General features: G+C 47.0%; 21 protein-coding genes. All 21 read left to right on the top strand.

The genetic code is table 11. The features are described from left to right. The first annotated feature begins 25 nt into the window (after positions 1-25). The 21 genes from CF651_RS32140 (at position 26) to qcrB (ending at position 18266) form a co-directional block, all read left to right on the top strand. Positions 26-190: a hypothetical protein gene (locus CF651_RS32140; protein WP_179232655.1), complete on the top strand. Its 165-nt coding sequence runs from the start codon at positions 26-28 to the stop codon at positions 188-190. Positions 191-398: 208 nt separating this feature from the next. Beyond that, the gene (gene aroC, locus CF651_RS02935; protein WP_094013312.1) at positions 399-1562 is read left to right on the top strand and encodes a chorismate synthase; all 1164 of its coding nucleotides are present in this window, start codon (positions 399-401) and stop codon (positions 1560-1562) included. A gap of 55 nt (positions 1563-1617) precedes the next feature. Beyond that, positions 1618-2712, top strand: a complete 1095-nt coding sequence (gene aroB, locus CF651_RS02930) for a 3-dehydroquinate synthase (RefSeq protein ID WP_094013311.1) — start codon at positions 1618-1620, stop codon at positions 2710-2712. A 3-nt stretch (positions 2713-2715) separates the two neighbouring features. Then, entirely contained in the window at positions 2716-3093 is a 378-nt protein-coding gene (gene aroH / locus CF651_RS02925) for a chorismate mutase (RefSeq protein WP_094013310.1), read from the top strand. A gap of 290 nt (positions 3094-3383) precedes the next feature. Next, the gene (trpE, locus tag CF651_RS02920) at positions 3384-4916 is read left to right on the top strand and encodes an anthranilate synthase component I (RefSeq protein WP_094013309.1); all 1533 of its coding nucleotides are present in this window, start codon (positions 3384-3386) and stop codon (positions 4914-4916) included. A gap of 101 nt (positions 4917-5017) precedes the next feature. Beyond that, positions 5018-6058 (top strand): anthranilate phosphoribosyltransferase, encoded by a 1041-nt coding sequence (trpD, locus tag CF651_RS02915; protein WP_094013308.1) that lies wholly within the window; start codon positions 5018-5020, stop codon positions 6056-6058. Further along, positions 6048-6845 carry an indole-3-glycerol phosphate synthase TrpC gene (gene trpC, locus CF651_RS02910; protein ID WP_094013307.1) on the top strand — a complete coding sequence of 266 codons (798 nt, stop codon included), beginning with the start codon at positions 6048-6050 and terminating at the stop codon, positions 6843-6845. The genes trpD and trpC overlap by 11 nt, the downstream gene beginning before the upstream one ends. 8 nt (positions 6846-6853) lie before the next feature. Further along, complete coding sequence (locus CF651_RS02905) at positions 6854-7588, top strand: phosphoribosylanthranilate isomerase (protein WP_094013306.1); 735 nt, start codon at positions 6854-6856, stop codon at positions 7586-7588. After that, positions 7585-8790: a tryptophan synthase subunit beta gene (gene trpB / locus CF651_RS02900; RefSeq protein ID WP_094013305.1), complete on the top strand. Its 1206-nt coding sequence runs from the start codon at positions 7585-7587 to the stop codon at positions 8788-8790. Before CF651_RS02905 ends, trpB begins: the two co-directional genes overlap by 4 nt. Continuing rightward, positions 8777-9589, top strand: coding sequence for a tryptophan synthase subunit alpha (gene trpA / locus CF651_RS02895; protein ID WP_094013304.1), 813 nt, complete (start codon positions 8777-8779; stop codon positions 9587-9589). The genes trpB and trpA overlap by 14 nt, the downstream gene beginning before the upstream one ends. 41 nt (positions 9590-9630) lie before the next feature. Further along, positions 9631-10731, top strand: a complete 1101-nt coding sequence (hisC, locus tag CF651_RS02890; RefSeq protein WP_094013303.1) for a histidinol-phosphate transaminase — start codon at positions 9631-9633, stop codon at positions 10729-10731. A 56-nt stretch (positions 10732-10787) separates the two neighbouring features. Then, a complete protein-coding gene (locus CF651_RS02885; protein ID WP_094013302.1) occupies positions 10788-11879 on the top strand; it encodes a prephenate dehydrogenase in 1092 nt (363 codons plus the stop codon). A gap of 405 nt (positions 11880-12284) precedes the next feature. Then, positions 12285-12875 carry an RNA polymerase sigma factor gene (locus CF651_RS02880; RefSeq protein ID WP_094013301.1) on the top strand — a complete coding sequence of 197 codons (591 nt, stop codon included), beginning with the start codon at positions 12285-12287 and terminating at the stop codon, positions 12873-12875. Continuing rightward, a complete protein-coding gene (locus CF651_RS02875) occupies positions 12872-13504 on the top strand; it encodes an anti-sigma factor family protein (protein ID WP_245855645.1) in 633 nt (210 codons plus the stop codon). The genes CF651_RS02880 and CF651_RS02875 overlap by 4 nt, the downstream gene beginning before the upstream one ends. A gap of 87 nt (positions 13505-13591) precedes the next feature. Next, a complete protein-coding gene (locus tag CF651_RS02870) occupies positions 13592-14170 on the top strand; it encodes a histidine phosphatase family protein (RefSeq protein ID WP_094013300.1) in 579 nt (192 codons plus the stop codon). 126 nt (positions 14171-14296) lie between these two features. Further along, positions 14297-15421: a hypothetical protein gene (locus CF651_RS02865; protein ID WP_094013299.1), complete on the top strand. Its 1125-nt coding sequence runs from the start codon at positions 14297-14299 to the stop codon at positions 15419-15421. A gap of 54 nt (positions 15422-15475) precedes the next feature. Further along, a complete protein-coding gene (locus CF651_RS02860) occupies positions 15476-15985 on the top strand; it encodes a gamma carbonic anhydrase family protein (protein WP_094013298.1) in 510 nt (169 codons plus the stop codon). A 58-nt stretch (positions 15986-16043) separates the two neighbouring features. Continuing rightward, on the top strand, positions 16044-16253 hold the full coding sequence (locus tag CF651_RS02855) for an IDEAL domain-containing protein (RefSeq protein WP_094013297.1): 210 nt from the start codon (positions 16044-16046) through the stop codon (positions 16251-16253). 98 nt (positions 16254-16351) lie between these two features. Beyond that, entirely contained in the window at positions 16352-16780 is a 429-nt protein-coding gene (locus CF651_RS02850) for a DUF2487 family protein (protein ID WP_094013296.1), read from the top strand. A gap of 249 nt (positions 16781-17029) precedes the next feature. Beyond that, on the top strand, positions 17030-17578 hold the full coding sequence (locus CF651_RS02845) for a Rieske (2Fe-2S) protein (RefSeq protein WP_094013295.1): 549 nt from the start codon (positions 17030-17032) through the stop codon (positions 17576-17578). A 16-nt stretch (positions 17579-17594) separates the two neighbouring features. Next, positions 17595-18266, top strand: a complete 672-nt coding sequence (qcrB, locus tag CF651_RS02840) for a menaquinol-cytochrome c reductase cytochrome b subunit (RefSeq protein ID WP_094013294.1) — start codon at positions 17595-17597, stop codon at positions 18264-18266. Positions 18267-18290 lie beyond the last annotated feature (24 nt).

The raw sequence follows: 18290 nt of genomic DNA, 5'->3' as shown, positions 1-18290 counted from the left end.
CGCCAGTAACTCTTAGGAGGACGCAATGGACAAAAGAAAGGTTATCATGGCATACCGCAGAGGCTTTATAACCATGCAGGAATGCGCCCAAATATTAGGCATTGATTCCATGCAAATTATGGGGATGGTTAACGATCCGGAACTCGCTGACAGTGTGCGTGTGTTCTCTAAGCATTCGGTGAACGGATAGTTTGATGAAGCAATGCACGATCTAACTTCAAAAGGATGCGCCGCTGCGGCTTCCATGCTGCCAATGGCGCGTCTTTTTTTGTTGCCTCGTTTCTTGTCAAACGGGGGCACCTATACTATAATTACAAGAATGGAGTACATAAAAGCGCTAAAGCGTGCTGAAGGCTAGCCGATGTGCTTTTTGGATAGGAACGAAAGGGGACAACCAAGTGAGATACTTAACAGCAGGTGAAACCCATGGTCCGCAGCTGACTGCGATCATCGAGGGATTTCCGAGTAACGTAAACATTGATTTTGAAGAGATAAATTTTCAATTAGGACGTCGTCAAAAAGGCTATGGCCGCGGACGCCGGATGCAAATTGAGAAAGATACCGCTAACATCGTAGGTGGTGTTAGACATGGCAAAACAACAGGGGCCCCCATTGCTTTGGTCGTTGAGAATAATGACTGGAAGCACTGGACAAGCGTTATGAATATTGAACCGATTGAAGGCAATGACGAGACGAAGCGCCGTGTGAATCGTCCTCGCCCGGGTCATGCCGATTTGAACGGCGGCTTGAAATACAACCAAAGAGATCTGCGCAACATTCTGGAGCGTTCCAGCGCGAGAGAAACAACAATGCGCGTAGCTACAGGGGCAGTCGCCCGTCAGCTTCTTGCAGCATTTGGAATTAAAGTTGCGAGCCAAGTGATTCGCATCGGTGAAATCGAAGTGAAGAGACAAGAGCTGCCGATGGAGGAATTGATCCGTATTACGGAAGAGTCTCCTCTGCGTGTAGTTGATAAAGAAGCTGAAGCTCAAATGATTGCCGCTATCGATGCTGCCAAAGAAGACGGTGATACACTGGGCGGTATTGTGGAGTGTATTATTGAGGGTGTACCGGTAGGGCTTGGAAGCCACGTACAGTGGGACCGTAAACTGGACGGCCGGATCGCTCAAGCGGTTCTTTCCATTCAAGCCTTCAAAGGATGCGAGATCGGGATCGGTTTTGAAGCGGCGAAGCTTCGCGGCTCCAAAGTGCATGACGAGATTTTGTACAATGAAGCAGAGGGGTTCAAACGCGCTTCCAATCGTGCGGGCGGTTTTGAAGGCGGTATGACAACAGGAGAACCCATTGTTGTCCGCGGTGTCATGAAGCCCATTTCTACATTATATAAAGCATTGCAAAGCGTAGATATTGATACGAAAGAAGCCTTCACAGCTCAGGTTGAACGTTCCGATACCTGTGCAGTACCGGCAGCCGGCGTGATTATGGAGAACATTGTTGTTTGGGAAGTGGCGAATGCATTCCTGGATAAATTCGGCGGCGATTCGCTGGAAGAAATCCGCAACAACTACAACAGCTTTTTGGAGCAAGTAAAGAGCTATTAATTCTCACCTAAGCCTATAGGGACACTTATCATATAATTAAGGAGTGTTGGGACGGATGAGAGAACTTAAAGTGGAGTTAGGCGAACGCTCTTACCCGATTTATATCGGGGAGGGCATCTTGGAACAAATCGGGTCATTCTTTGCTAAGCATCATATTGGTAAGGCATCTCCCTTGCTTATCGTGACGGATGAATACGTAGCTAAGCATCATCTTGCCATCGTTGAAACCAAGCTTCGGGAGGAAGGCTACACAGTGGCTTCTTATATCGTAGCTTCAGGGGAAAAGTCCAAATCATTGAGCGTGTTGGAAAAGGTAGTAGCGGCTGCTTTGGAAGCGGGCCTTGACCGCAAATCAACCGTTATCGCCTTGGGCGGAGGTGTGGTAGGCGATCTGGCAGGCTTTGTGGCTGCAAGCTATATGCGTGGGGTTCGGTTCGTGCAAGTGCCTACAACGATTTTGGCGCACGATAGCAGTGTTGGCGGTAAGGTTGCTGTCAACCATCCTATGGCAAAAAATATTATTGGTGCATTTCATCAGCCGGAAATGGTTGTGTACGATACGGCAACGCTTCGTACATTACCGGACCGCGAGGTGCGCGCGGGCTTGTCTGAGATGATAAAGCATGGTCTCATCTGGGATGCAGACTTTACTGCCTGGATGGAAGAGAATGCATCGAAGCTGATTTCGCTCGATCAGGAAGCCTTGCAGTACGGCTTGTACATGGGCTGTAAAGTGAAGTCGATTGTGGTTTCCCAGGATGAGAAAGAAAACGATCTTCGCGCTATTTTAAATCTTGGCCATACGATAGGCCATGCATTGGAAGCCGTTAGCGGATACAACGAACTGCTTCATGGCGAGGCGATCTCGATCGGCATGGTCGGTTCAGCGAAGCTTGCCTTGAGATTGGGGTACCCGGAGCATATATATACGGTTACCAAAAGAATACTTCAGGCCTACGGATTGCCGACACGGCTGTCGCAGCATTTGAATACGGATGACATTATGTCTGCAATGCTGCATGATAAGAAGTTTATGGAAGGTAACATGGTTTTCATCGTACCAACCGAGATCGGCAAGGTGGAGATCAACAAGAACATTTCTTCAGCTTGGGTGAGAGAAATCGTTGAGGAATTGAAACAGGAGGCATAGCGCATGTTTGTTCGTGGAATTCGCGGAGCAACAACCGTTGAGCAGAATGATAAGGAAGAAATTTTGGCAGCTACGATAGAACTGTGGAATCAAATTATTGAGCAGAACGGTATTGTTCCGGAAGAAATCGGTGCTGTGTATATCACAGTCACTCCCGAATTAACGGCGACATTTCCCGCGAGCGCAATCCGTCAATTGCCGGGCTTTGAGCTGGTACCCTTGATGTGTTCCGTCGAAGTACCGGTTGTCGGGGCATTATCGAATTGCATTCGATTTATGCTGATGGTCAATACGGACAAGAAACAGAACGAGATCGTTCATGTTTATTTGAAGGAAGCCATGCGTTTGCGTCCGGATTTATCGAAATTGACAAAAGCATAAAGCCAATAGTATAGTTACAGTAGTGAGTTGTAAGATCAGTTGAGCAGAGTAGAGCGAGCATTGCAGTTGAGCAGAGTTGAGATGAGCCGAGTAACGTGTCCAGACCCCGTGCGCAGAATTTTTCTGCACTTATGTTTATTTGATGTTGTCTTTTTCGGGCACTTCAAGGGGACTGTTACGGTAATGATCATCTGCGAAACCACCTCTACTTTGACGTAGAGGTTTTTTTATTTTATCAGATATAGAGAACAGATTGAGGTCATTTTGAGACGAGAAGAGGAGAGTTGTCTATGTACACACCGGAAGCGAAGGAAGTTATACGTTTATCGAAGGATTATAATCTGATCCCTGTTGCCAGAACTTTGATGGCCGATACTGAGACACCGATTCGGGTGTTCCAGCATTTTTATCAGGAGAGCAGAGCCTTCTTGCTGGAGAGTGTGGAAGGCGGCGTGAAATGGGCTCGGTATTCCTTTATCGGAACGGATCCGTTTCTTATGATAACCGCAAAAAACGGTGTGACGAAGATCGAGACAAAGCAGGAGACAACCCAAACCCCGGAAAAGCCGATTGATGTGCTAAAAGGGTATTTACGCGCTTATTCCAGCCCATCCTCGCCGGATTTACCGAGATTTACAGGTGGTGCAGTTGGATTCTTCGGCTATGATTTACTGCAATATTATGAAAAATTGCCGGCACATCGGGTAGATGATCTGCAAATGAATGATATCCAATTCATGTTCTGCGATCAGGTTATTGTGTTCGATCACTTTAAACAACAGCTGAAAATTATTGCCAATGTTCATATCCCTTCTCAAGGAACGGACGCTCAAATTGTGAAAGCTTATGAAGCTACCTGCGCGAAAATCGAGGAGACGATTGAACGGTTGAAACGGCCTCTGCCTGCGTTGTCCATGACACAGCAGCCGATTCCATCCGATGTGGAGTTGGGTGAAGTGAAATCGAACTTGACCAAGGAACAATTTATTAGCAATGTGGAGAAAGCGAAGGAGTACATTCGGGCCGGCGATATTTTTCAAGTCGTGCTCTCGCAGCGCTTTGAAATTGCAACGGATGTGTCTCCTCTTCACGTTTATCGAATTTTGCGGACTTTGAATCCTTCGCCTTATATGTATTGCTTGAAAATGGACGACGAAGTGATCGTCGGTACCTCTCCTGAACTTCTTGTTCGGGTAGAGGATGAGAAGGTCGAAACCCGTCCTATTGCTGGAACCCGTCCTAGAGGAAAGACGCCGGAGCAGGATCAAGCTTATGAAGTCGAGCTATTGGCTGATGAGAAGGAACGTGCGGAGCATCTAATGCTTGTTGACCTGGGGCGCAATGACATCGGCCGCGTATCCGAATTCGGTACCGTCAAATGCGATACGTTTATGCAGATTGAGCGTTACTCGCACGTTATGCATATTGTGTCCAATGTTTCTGGGAAAATAGCGAAGGATAAAGACTTCTTCGATGCATTTCTTTCGTGCCTCCCCGCAGGCACTGTATCTGGAGCGCCCAAGCTAAGAGCTATGGAGATTATTGCGGAAGTGGAAAATGAATCGCGCGGCGCTTATGCAGGAGCGATCGGCTATCTGGGTTTCTCAGGGAATCTGGATACATGCATTACGATTCGCACCATCATTTTCAAGAACGGTAAAGCCTACGTCCAAGCGGGTGCCGGTATCGTATGGGATTCGGTACCTGAGAGCGAGTATCAAGAGACGATCAATAAAGCAACAGGGATGCTCAAAGCCATTCGTACGGCAGAACAGGTTTTTGAACAAAAATCGATGGCGCACGCGATCAATCACGACTATTAATCTTTTATAGCTTTTAACAACTATATGTTCCGACAGCCGCTTCGCTTCGGCCTTTGGAGCTTTATATCGGCTGCTTAAGATACTTTGGGGAGGCAGTATTCATGGACAAACAAATGACGGTTCAGCAAGCAATTCAGAAGGTGATCGGAAATCAGCATTTGACCCGTGTGGAAGCGCGGGAGCTGATGTTGAGCATTATGGACGGCAATGTAACGCCTGCTCAAATCGGGGGGATTTTGACGGTACTTCGGATGAAAGGCGAAACGATAGAGGAAATAACAGGCTTCGCAGAAGCAATGCGCTTGAAGGCGAATCATGTTCAAACGGAGCAGGCCAATCTGCTTGACACATGCGGTACGGGCGGTGACGGAGCGGATACGTTTAATATTTCCACGGCGTCTGCGATCGTAGCGGCTGCAGGCGGGATTCGGGTAGCGAAGCATGGCAACCGTGCGATGTCCAGCAAAAGCGGCAGCGCAGATGTGCTGGAAGCGCTTGGTGTGAACATCGAGCTCGATGAGGTCCAGGCGGCAAGATGCTTGGAGCAGGTAGGCATCTGCTTCATGTTCGCCCAGCGCTTCCATCAGTCAATGAAATACGCGGCTGTCCCGCGGAAGGAGCTCGGAGTTCGCACCGTGTTTAATCTGCTGGGACCTTTAACAAACCCGGCGGGAGCAGATCGGCAAGTATTGGGTATTTTTGACCGCGGCTTGACGGAAACGATGGCCCATGTATTGCAGGCACTCCAGGTGAAACGGGCTTTGGTGCTGGCAAGCTACGATGGTTTGGATGAAATCAGCATTTCGGACGCTACGCAAATTACTGAACTCAAAGACGGTCAAATCGTCACTTATGATGTAACCCCAGATGTGTTGGGCCTCAAATCTTACAGCGTCAAAGAGGTTGTAGGCGGTGACCCTGTAGTGAATGCACAAATTATCCGTCATATTTTTCAAGGCGAAACCGGAGCGTGCCGGGATGTCGTGCTTGCTAATGCAGGGGCTTGCTTCTACGTTACAGGCAAGTGCGGTACTCTGCAGGAAGGCGTAAAGTATGCCGCTCATATTATCGATTCGAAGCAGGCCCTGTCGAAGCTGCAGGAACTAGTCCAATGTACGGGAGAAATCAGATATGTTTCTTGATAAGATCGTTCAAACCAAGCAGCGTGAGGTTGCTGTACTAAAAGAAAAGCTGACTATTGCAGCGATGGAGAAGACGATTGCCTCCTTGCCGGCGTGTCTGGGCTTTGAAAGTGCGCTGTCTTCGAGACGTCATCGTCCTATGGGGCTTATTGCCGAGGTGAAAAAGGCTTCGCCTTCCAAAGGCCTGATCCGTGAAGATTTTGAACCGGTTCAACTGGCTCAAGCCTATGAAAGAGCGGGTACGGACTGTATTTCCGTTCTAACGGATGTAGATTATTTTCAAGGTTCCAATAATTTTTTAAGTCAAGTACGTCAAGCGGTGAACGTTCCGATTTTGCGTAAGGATTTTACGATAGATGCTCATCAAATTTATGAAGCCCGTTGTATTGGGGCGGATGCTATATTACTGATTGCTGCAATTCTGACAACGGATCAGCTACGGAATTTTTCCGACATCGCGAAGAGTATCGGCTTGGATGTGCTCATCGAGGTTCATGATAAAGAAGAGCTAGATCGCGTATTGGAGCTGGATTCCAGACTGATCGGTATCAATAACCGCAATCTAAAAACGTTCGTCACCGATCTGAAAACAACGGAAGAGCTTATTTCTTACATCCCAAATGAGGTAACGGTAGTCAGTGAAAGCGGAATTTCCCAGCCGTCTGAAATTGAATACCTGCAATCGATCGGCGCCAAGGCCGTATTGATTGGTGAGCATTTCATGCGTCAGCCCGTCGTGGAACAAGCAGTGCATGATTTACTAGGCGTTTACGCTGCGAAAGGGTAGAATAAACTATGGGAACAACCCGTGTTAAAATATGCGGCCTGCGCGATCCTGAGCTGGTCCGGGCCATTCTGCATTTACCGATAGATTATATCGGATTCGTGTTTGCAAAAAGCAAACGGCAGGTAACGCCTCAGCAGACAGCGGAAATGATTCGCGTAATGGAAGAACGGCGGGAGTCTGGTGAGCAGACCCCGCTTTCTGTTGGTGTTTTTGTTGATCCCAGCCGCGAGGAGCTTCAGGCTTTAATGCAGGTGGCCAAATTGGACGTAATCCAGCTGCACAGCCATGAGAGTGCCGAGTTGTGTGCATGGATTAAGAATACTTTTCCGGGCGTTCAAGTTTGGAAGGTCATCTCGGTCGTGCAGGCAAAGGCAGCCAACGGGGGTAATGTATCACCTGCGGAAGCAAATGCTGGGAACGCGCACGAGCAGCATGCTATTGCCTCTGTGCTTGAGCCGTACAAGCATACAGTCGATGCAATCCTTCTGGATACATTCGATCCGGTATATGGTGGTGGTTCAGGCAAGACGTTTGCCTGGGATACCATTCCCCCTTACCAGCAATGGTGCAGAAACGCAGGTATTCAACTGCTTGTAGCAGGGGGCTTGGAGGCGGATAATGTATGGGAACTGGTTCAAGCTTATGCTCCGGACGGTGTAGATGTGTCGAGTGGTGTTGAAACGAATGGCGTTAAGGATACAATGAAAATAACAAGCTTTGTCGAAAGGGTGAAGCAACAATGAATCAGGTCCCTGATGAACTGGGCCGCTTTGGTAAATTCGGAGGACGGTATGTTCCCGAAACGTTGATGAATGCGCTAATTGAATTGGAAGAAGCTTATAAGAAATTTTCCAAGGAAGAAAAATTTCAGCAAGAGCTGAGCTACTTGCTTCACCGTTACTCCGGCAGACCGACTTCGCTCTACTATGCAGAACGTCTGTCTAAGCACCTGGGCGGGGCTAAAATTTATTTGAAGCGTGAGGACCTAAACCACACAGGTGCTCACAAAATCAACAATGCGCTTGGTCAAGGCTTGCTTGCCAAATGGATGGGGAAAAAGAAGCTGATCGCCGAAACGGGAGCGGGCCAGCATGGCGTTGCGACTGCAACTGTAGCAGCTTTGCTCGGTTATGAATGTAAGGTATTCATGGGTGAGGAAGACACGAAGCGTCAACAGCTGAATGTTTTTCGTATGAATCTTCTGGGGACGGAGGTTGTGCCTGTAACTTCGGGGACGAAAACATTGAAGGATGCTTGTAACGAAACACTTCGTTACTGGGTAAGCCATGTAGACGATACGTTCTACATTCTAGGCTCTGCAACCGGTCCACACCCCTATCCAATGATGGTAAGAGACTTTCAGCGAATTATCGGAGATGAGTCCCGCAGACAAATTATGGAGCTGGAGGGACGTCTGCCGAATACAATTATTGCCGCTGTAGGCGGGGGAAGCAACGCGATCGGAATTTTCTACCCATTCGTTCAAGATGAAGGTGTCCGCTTGATTGGCGCCGAAGCTGCAGGAAGTGGCATTGATACGGATAAGCATGCGGCAACCATGACGAAGGGAAGCCACGGCGTATTCCAAGGGTCAATGAGCTATTTGCTGCAGGATCCTTATGGTCAAGTACAAGAAGCGCATTCCATCTCTGCCGGACTCGACTATCCGGGCATCGGGCCGGAGCATGCGTACCTGAAGGATACAAATCGTGCTGAATATTATCCGATTACAGATGCAGAGGCATTAGAAGCGCTGCAGCTGCTTAGTCGGACCGAGGGGATTATTCCTGCTTTGGAGAGCGCGCACGCTATAGCACAAACAATGAAGGTGGCACCGACGATGAGTCAGGACCAAATTATTGTTGTGAGCTTGTCAGGACGCGGAGACAAAGACGTGGAAGCGATCATGAAATATTTGGGAGGTACGCCGAATGAATCGCATTGATCTAAAATTCGCTGAACTGAAGGAAAGCCGTCAGCCGGCCTTCATTCCTTTTTTAACCATAGGCGATCCGGATGTGCGCACCTCCATTGATATTATGAAGCAGTTGGAGACATCGGGTGCGAGTATGGTGGAGCTGGGCGTTCCCTATTCCGATCCGTTGGCGGATGGGCCTGTCATTCAGCGTTCTTCGCAAAGAGCGCTTAAGCATCATCAGGTGTCCATTCAAGATGTAATGGACGCCGCGCGGCAGGCCAGAAGCGAGGGCTGCAAGCTTCCTTTTATTTTGTTCACTTATTATAATCCAGTGCTGCAATACGGCTTGGAGCGGATTTTTGAAGTGCTGAAGGAAAGTGACATTAGCGGCCTTATTATTCCGGACCTTCCTATGGAAGAAGATGCAGAGGTTCGTGTTCTGGCCGAGAAGAACAACATACATTTAATCCCGCTTGTAGCACCAACCTCCAACGATCGGATCAAGCGCATTGTAACCAGAGCGTCAGGCTTTGTATATTGTGTTTCCTCCTTGGGGGTTACAGGGACGAGAACGCAGTTTCATAGCGGGATCGATGAGTTTTTGACTACGGTAAAAGAAGCAACGAACCTCCCAATAGCGGTAGGCTTCGGGATTTCTACTCATGAACAATTTGCTAGATTCTCAGAGTCTTGTGACGGCATCGTCGTCGGAAGTGCATTGGTTCGCCAGGTGGAGGAAGCACTTCCATTGTTTGAAAAGGAATCGACGCGCCCGCAGGCTCTCTTGCAAATTCATAATTTTGTGAGAGAATTAATAGGGAACTAACTGGATAACGAACATACCAAACTTTAAATGAGGTGACCTGGGTGCAACCAAAGAAAAATATTGTCCACCTGCCGGTCTATAAGCCGGGCAAACCTATGGAAGAAGTAAAGCGTGAGTTGGGACTTACGGAAGTTATTAAACTGGCTTCCAACGAAAATCCGTTTGGCTGCTCTCCAAAAGCGAAAGAAGCTATTATTGCGCATGTTGATCAAGCCAGCATCTATCCCGACGGTGGTGCCGTGGAATTGACGAATGCCGTAGCGGAGCATTTCGGAGTGGAGACCAATCAAGTTATTTTTGGTGCGGGCTCGGATGAAATTATTTTAATGCTGGCGCGTGCCTTTTTCGTGCCGGGCGATGAAACGATCATGGCCACGACGACATTCCCTCAATACAAGCACAATGCCGAGATTGAAGGGGCCGTATGCATTGAGGTTCCGTTGAAGGACGGAGCTCATGATCTTCAGGCTATGCTGGCCGCCATTACGGAGCGCACCAAAATCGTGTGGCTGTGCAACCCGAACAATCCTACAGGTACGATGCATTCGCATCAGGAAGTAGAAGCTTTCCTTAAAGCTGTGCCTCCACACGTACTTGTCGTTTTGGACGAAGCTTATGCGGAATATAACGTGAGCGGGGAATACCCGGACAGCATCGCTTTGATCAATCAGTTCAAAAACGCCATTATTCTCCGTACCTTTTCCAAAATCTATGGACTGGCTACATTACGTATCGGCTACGGCATCGGACATGCAGATGTGATCCGTTCGATCAACCAAGTTCGTGAACCGTTCAATACAACCGGTTTTGCCCAAAAAGCGGCTTTGGCAGCACTTAAGGACAATCAGTTTATTGAAGACTGCCGCGAAGCGAATGCTCAAGGCATTGCGTACCTGTCGGAGCAATTCAAAAAGCTGAATCTTTCTTACTATCCTGCACACGGCAATTTCATCATGGTGGATGTGCAGCGCCCGGGTGCGCAAGTATTTGATTCCTTGCTTTGCAAAGGCATTATTATTCGCCATGATGCGGGTTGGGGAGAGCCTACCAAAATTCGTGTTACAGTCGGCAGCCGGGAACAGAATGAAAAATTCATAGCGGCTCTGGAAAAAGCTTTGAATGAGGTGCCCGTTGAGGCTTAATGGCTGTGTATGCCAGGAAACTTTGTGTTACAAAATGAGATAAAAGGAAACTTTGGATGATAAAAATTGCTATTTTCGGCGTTGGGCTGATCGGCGGTTCTCTTGCGCTCTGCTTCAAAGGCAAGCCGGGAGTGACCGTCGTAGGTCATTCGAACAATCCCCATTCGGTACAAAAATACATGAAGCGTGAAGTGGTCGACCATGCGACGACATCGATGGAAGAAGCGGTTCAGGATGCGGATTTTATTTTTTTGTGCGTTCCCGTGGGGAATCTAGAGGAATATTTGGTTAAGCTGGCTAACCTGCCTCTGAAGAAGGGTTGCATCATTACAGACGTAGGCAGCACGAAGGCGTCCGTGGCGGCTTGCGCATCACGCCTTCAATTGAAGGATGCGCATTTCATCGGAGGTCATCCTATGGCCGGGAAGGAGAAGTCAGGTGTAGAGGCGGCTACCTCTCATTTGTTTGAGAATGCTTACTATGTGCTATCTCCTGATGAAACGACCCCTGAGGAAGCGTATCTTCGCCTAACGGAGCTGCTGCAATGGACCCGTGCTATTCTGGTCAAGGTGGACCCGCGTTTGCATGATGATGTAGTAGGGGCCATCAGTCATTTACCGCATATCATTGCCGTTGCTTTGGTAAACCAAATTGCGAAATATAATGAAACCAACCCATTGTATCAAAATTTGGCCGCCGGCGGTTTCCGTGACATAACAAGAATCGCCTCCAGCGACCCCATCATTTGGCGGGATATTTTGATAAATAACCGGGATGTTATGCTGAAGCTTCTAACCGATTGGAATGATGAGGTAGACCGTTTCGTAGAGCTGCTTCAAAGCTACGATGGGGAAGGCATCCAAGAGCAGTTTCGCACAGCGAGTGAATTCCGCAGCAGCTTGCCGGAGCGGCGCAAGGGCATTCTGACATCTGTGTTCGAAGTATATGTCGATGTACCGGACCACCCGGGTATTATTGGACAGATCACCATGCTGCTCGGCAATCATAAAGTAAATTTGAGCAACATCCATATTATCGAAAGCCGCGAGGGGATTCATGGTGCTTTGAGACTATCTTTCCGTGATGAAGCTCATATGGATAAAGCGATTGAGCTCTTAAAAAAGGAGAACTACACGGTCCATGTGTAGTTTTCTTTTTTGTTACATCTTTTTAGGAAACGTTTTCAAAAAAACCGTTGACATTTTGTAACCGTATACATATAATAAAAGTACAGTATGGTTTCTCTCCACTCCTATCCGAATAATGGCACTATGTGCAGCCACCTTTTTATAAAGGTGGTATTTTTTTTGTGTTTTTATCCTGAATTTAAGGGTGCTATCGTACACTAGTAGTAGAAGTTTACACCTTTTTTTGGAAATTCTTCTGAATCATGTCGATTAAGCAGGAATTTTGACTCATTTCTCGAATATAGAATAGAAATCGTTAAAAGGATTATAAATTTTTTAAAATATGCCGCAACTTTTTTACTCCCCTGAGGTAATACATTTAGAATCGCTGGGAGTAAGCAGGAATCACAAGGAGGGTCGTATTGAATGACCGATTCCCAGTTGATCAGAGAGATCAAGGACGGTAACGTCCAGCTTTACGACGAATTAATGCAGCGCTATGAACGCAAAATATTAGCATTTGTATACCACATGCTGAAAAGTGCGCAAATGGAATCCCTTGCGGAGGATTTGTGCAATGAAACCTTCTATAAGGCGTACCGGAGTCTGCATTCCTTTAGAGAGGTTGAAGCTACTTTTTCAACATGGCTGTACACGATTGCAAGAAATACGGTTCTAAGTGAGCTGCGTAAAAATAAGAATACCAAGGTTTCCTTAGAGCAAAGCGGTCTTGAACCTCATGCAGGAGCAGATGCGATGCCGGAATTGACCGTTTTGCGTAACGAGAAAGTATCGATGGTTCGCGATGCCATTAACAATTTGCCTGAAAAACAGCGGTCAGCGCTGATTTTGCGTGAATACGATCAACTTGATTATCAGGAAATTGCCAATATCCTTGGGCAGACCGTAAGCTCGGTTAAATCCTTATTGTTCAGGGCGAGAGCGAGTGTTAAGCTCCAGTTGGAACCATACTTTCTTGATCCGATTTTTGAGGAGTATGAAGGGATGAATCGATGATGAAATGTGATGAAATTCAGGAATGGTTCGGTGACTATTGGGATCTTGCCGAACATGATTTGAAGAGACAGCGGGTAGATGAGCACATCAGACATTGCCGCGCTTGTGCATTGGAATTTGAGATGTGGAAAGAAAGCATGGGGCTTATTCACTCTGCGGCTGAAGCAGAAGAGATTGCTGCGGAGATGAGGCCCATCTCGAAAAGTGTGATGAATCGAATTTATGAGGATGAAAGCTGGCGCGTTCCAGTAACGGACCGGCTGTACTCTATCACGTATAAATTCAGGAGAAATGTGACAGCCGCCATTGCTGTATGTCTTGCATTATTTATCTTTTCGTTTGTTTATTCTGTAATATATCAACCAAAGGCCGAGACAGTTGCCTCTGCTGCAAGTTCATCCGTTTTCGGACGTATTGAAGAGCCGGTTGTCGTTGCAGGTAACAAGACAGAATCGATGAACGTGCATTCCATGCCATCGGCCGTTGCCAGTCTCAAGGGATTCAGTGAACCGTTTATGTACCAGGCGGGACCTATTCATACGCTGAAGGATTATTTGATCTTTGTTTCTCTACTTGGCTTGACCTGCACACTGCTTATCATGAATTGGTTATCACGAACAAGATCGTAGTATAACACACATAGAGCATAGTTGTGACGAGGCCCCTATGGGGTCTTTTTCTTACTAGCCGTGTATTATCGGAAAGAGGGGAACGCTTTGATCACCTTAGGATTTATACGACATGGCACAACAGAATGGAATTTGGCAGGGCGGATGCAGGGGCAGATGGACACAGAGCTGGCTGAGGTGGGGGTGTTTCAAGCGCAGCAGCTAGCGAAGCGGCTCCAAGGTGAGTTATGGAACGGAATCATCTCTAGTGATTTGATACGTGCAAAGCAAACGGCCATGACCATTTCCGAGATTACGGGAACTCCATTATTAGGAACGGACAAACGTTTGAGAGAACGGCATTTTGGAGAATTGGAAGGAACTACGCTGGAAGATCGAATCGGTCGTTGGGGCGAGAATTGGCGAGAGCTGGAACTCGGAATGGAAAGCGATGAGCTGCTGCTGGAACGATGGGCTACATTTCTGGAGGAGTTAGAGCAAAAACATCGAGGTCAACGTATTCTTCTTGTTAGTCATGGCGGGTATATTGCGCCAGTATTGGAGCGACTGCTGGGTAAACCGGTGGATTCACATCTTCATAATACTTCGCTCACAATCGTAGAGCACGTAGAGAGTGAGTGGTTATGCAAGCTTTTAAATTGTACGACCCACTTGCAAGAGATATAAATAATATACGGAAGTCTGCACCCAAGTTAGGGTTGCAGGCTTTTTTTTGGCATATTTTTAGGGCGGCCCGTTTAAATTTGCTATATCTTCCCATAATGGTAGTAAGCAAGTAATGGAGGTGGGACCATGAATTTAGCGGATATGTTAAGCTATGCGGATATTCACGATCTGAGCCGAATTGCCGATACGTACAACTGTGAATGCAACGGCCACTCCAAGAACGAGTTGATCCAGTCCATCCTGACCACTGTGAATCGGAGAGAAGTATTCGAGCGCCAAATGGTTGATTTGTCCATTGAAGATGTGCGTTTTTTGAATTCATTAATTTTCGATCAACGCGGTTCGTTTAGCTTGGAGGAGCTGCTCGCACGAGTGCAGCAAAGCAAGTTCGTGAAAGATGATAAGGAGGAGTGGAATCCTCGGGAAATGATTACCCGTTTCAAGCAGCGGGGCTGGTTATTTAACGGATATTCCAGAGATACGAAGTATTTGTTTCAGGTTCCGAATGATTTGAAACGCAGGTTCGGAGATGCAATGACCAAACAGTTTCAGCGGTCCTTAATTCTTACAGTAGAACCTGGTGTATACAGGGACGAGCAGCAGCTTTTACTCGACGATATCTCTCATTTTTTGCAGTACATCTCTCAGCAGGAAGCGGCTCTAACCACAGAGAATTTTATGTATAAGCGGCAGCTGCAGCAAGTGCTGGATCGCCTGTCCGTGAAAGAAGAGCCAGTAGGCAAAACAGCATGGCGTTTCGGATATGGACGGATGTTTAAGGAGTATCCGAATCGGTTCTCGCTCATTTATGATTATTGCTATTTTGCCGAGCTGATTCAAGAGCTTCACCAAGTTCTGGTCTTATCGGAAAAAGGCAGAGAGCGAGTAGCGGCAAAGCAGCATGAGGATGTTATGCAAGTTTACCGCTTCTGGCTGCGGCTTTACAAAAATGCAATTCCTAATCTTCAATCACTCGTGTTTTGGCTGGATCGGTTGGCAAGAGACTGGGTCACAGCGGCATCTCTCAAGGAAGTGTTGGTCCCGCTGATTCGACCGTTTTATTACGACACACCCGAATCCATATTGGAGCAGCGAGTGCTGCAAATGATGATGCATCTGGGTTTATTACGAATAGGTGAGCATGAGGAGCATGGAACGGTAATACAAATAACTAAACTGGGTAGCCGAATCATCCAAGGCAATTATGTTGCCGAAGAGGACAAGATATCGATTCCGTTTGACAACAGGTAAAGCGATTGTTAAAATCACACCACCATCTATTGGAATAGGAGTGAATTAATAAGCATGCTGCACAGTTTTAACGGAATATATCCACAGATCCACGAATCTGTGTTTTTGGCGCCCGGGGTACAAATCATTGGAGATGTTGTGATTGAGGAAGGTGCAAGCATTTGGTACAATACCGTCCTTCGTGGAGATTTAGCACCGATTCGAATCGGGCGCAACAGTAATATACAGGATGGATGTATTGGACATGTCAATGTAAATCAGCCTCTTCTTGTTGAGGCGGAGGTTTCAGTCGGACACGGCGCTATCATCCACGGCTGCCATATAGGTAAAGGCACATTAATCGGGATGGGGGCTATTGTACTTAACGGAGCCAACATTGGTGAATATGCTTTAGTAGGGGCAGGTTCGCTCGTTACGGAGAATAAACATATTCCCCCCTACACTCTTTCACTCGGTTCCCCTGCCAAGGTTGTTCGTGATTTACTGGAAGCTGACTTGCAACGGATGCAGCGAACGACGGAAAGCTATGTAACAAAAGGAAGCGAATATCGGCAGCAGGCGTAACCCTTAGCTCTATTCTAAATCTAAATATGAAGAGAGACCCGGTTTGGAGGTAGGTTCAATGGGCAAAATGAACGTTTCTAATGATATGATGCTGAGCTTATTTGCGGAAATGGTCTGGGATGAGGCCTTACGCAAGTATAGGGAACAGTATTTGTACAAAGAGATTGATTTGGCTTTGGCCAAGGGAGATGAAGAATCGTTTCTTGCCCTGACAACAGAACTAAGATCGCTCTACACTCATGGAAACAACCGAAGTTCCGAGGCCTAAATTATGACATTTTGATGAAAGACATATGAAACTCCTTCATATGTCTTTTTTTTGTGTTACATTGGGTTCATCAGAAATGGATGGAAAGGGAGAAAACAATGAAATTTAGTGATGTAGAAGCCTCTTCTTGGGAAGAGTTGCAGCCCTATGTGGATACCTGCTTGCTTCCAGTGACGGGTTTAACAGGGGACGAACAGCCCTGGGAGGCGACCAAATGCTTGGAAGATTTGCGTGATGCTCTGGACCTTCTGGAAATACCTTATAAAGGTAGAGTTTTGACTTATCCGGCTTTTCATTATGTTCCTGCGGATACGGGAATGCCGCAGCTCCAGCAAATCTGCAAGAAGCTGAAGTCAAGCTTCCGCTACGTTGTTCTTGTCTCAGCTCAGCAAGGGGCTGCAAGCCAGATGGATTCAGCTGATGCTGACGCAGCATTCGTCATAACGCCTGAAATATTGAAGGAAGCAAAGGCAGCCGTCCAGTCTAATATTGCAGAGAAACTGCAGCAAATATGGGCAGGAAGGTAACGTTTGCGAAGCGTGTATGTTCAGTGGCATTTTTGCTAATTCTATCTACTGGACATACAAAATCACCTTGTTCACAGATGTGACAATTTCGTTAAATGTTACCACCGGGACAAGAGTTGGGGCCTTGAAAAGCAAGGCAAAATTCTTGACGCACCCTAACTCGTAGGCTATTATTAGTAATGTCCTAGTATGTGGTGTAAAGTTATGTCGAACGACGTGATATATGTTGCAAAAGGGGGTAGAACGAGAATGAGCGAGCACAATAATCAGGATGCGCAACATCAGGGAGAAAAGCCGGTTAAACGTCGAGAGATGTCCCGTCGACAGTTTCTTTCCTATACCCTGGGTGGAGCTACAGCTTTCATGGGAGCCGGTATGCTGGTACCTATGGTGAGATTTGCTGTTGATCCTGTACTTCAACCTAAATCAAAGGCAGATTGGGTTAAGGTTGTGGAAACAGGGCAAATCACGAACGAGCCGAAATCCTTCAAGTTTAAAGTCCACCAAGTGGATGGCTGGTTTGAAAATGATGCGGAATTGGAAGCGTGGATTTCCAAGGATAAGGACGGCAATCTGTTTGCATTGAATCCAACCTGTAAGCACCTTGGTTGTACGGTAAACTGGAATGCCAATCCGGAGTATAAGGATCAGTATTTCTGTCCTTGTCACGGTGCGCATTACACGGTTGACGGTAAGAACCTTGCTGTAGCGCCGGCTCCTTTGGATCAATATGATCTCAAAGTGGAGAACGGCTTCGTTTATGTAGGACAGCTCGGTCCGAACAAGAGGGTCAAATAAGGAGGCGTAACATCAGATGTTTAAAAATATGTATAACTGGATTGATGAACGTCTAGATATCACGCCAATGTGGAGAGATGTGGCCGATCATGAGGTTCCTGAACACGTGAATCCGGCGCACCATTTTTCCGCATTTGTTTATTGTTTTGGTGGATTGACGTTTTTTATCACGGTTATTCAAATTCTGTCCGGTATGTTCCTGACCATGTATTATGTGCCGGATATTATTAACGCTTACGCAAGCGTGGATTACCTTCAGCACAAAGTGGCATTCGGCGTTATCGTTCGCGGTATGCATCACTGGGGTGCGAGTTTGGTAATCGTTATGATGTTCCTACATACACTGCGCGTCTTTTTCACAGGTTCTTATAAAGCACCGCGTGAGATGAACTGGGTTGTCGGAGTATTGATTTTCTTCGTCATGTTGGGTCTTGGTTTTACTGGCTACCTGCTGCCATGGGATAACAAAGCTTATTTTGCAACCCAAGTTGGTATTAAGATTGCTGCATCCGTTCCTTATCTGGGTGACTATATCAAAACCTTCCTGCAAGGTGGCGAGATTGTCGGAGCGCAAACCTTAACCCGTTTCTTTGCCTTGCACGTATTCTTCTTGCCAGGCGCATTGCTTGCCTTGTTGGCAGGACACTTCTTCATGATTCGTAAACAAGGTATTTCCGGTCCGCTTTAAGAAAACGTTGTACGACGTCATTTG

It is taken from the genome of Paenibacillus rigui, assembly GCF_002234615.1.
In the GTDB taxonomy this organism is placed as follows: domain Bacteria; phylum Bacillota; class Bacilli; order Paenibacillales; family NBRC-103111; genus Paenibacillus_S; species Paenibacillus_S rigui.
This window is presented reverse-complemented; position numbering and strand designations above follow the sequence as displayed.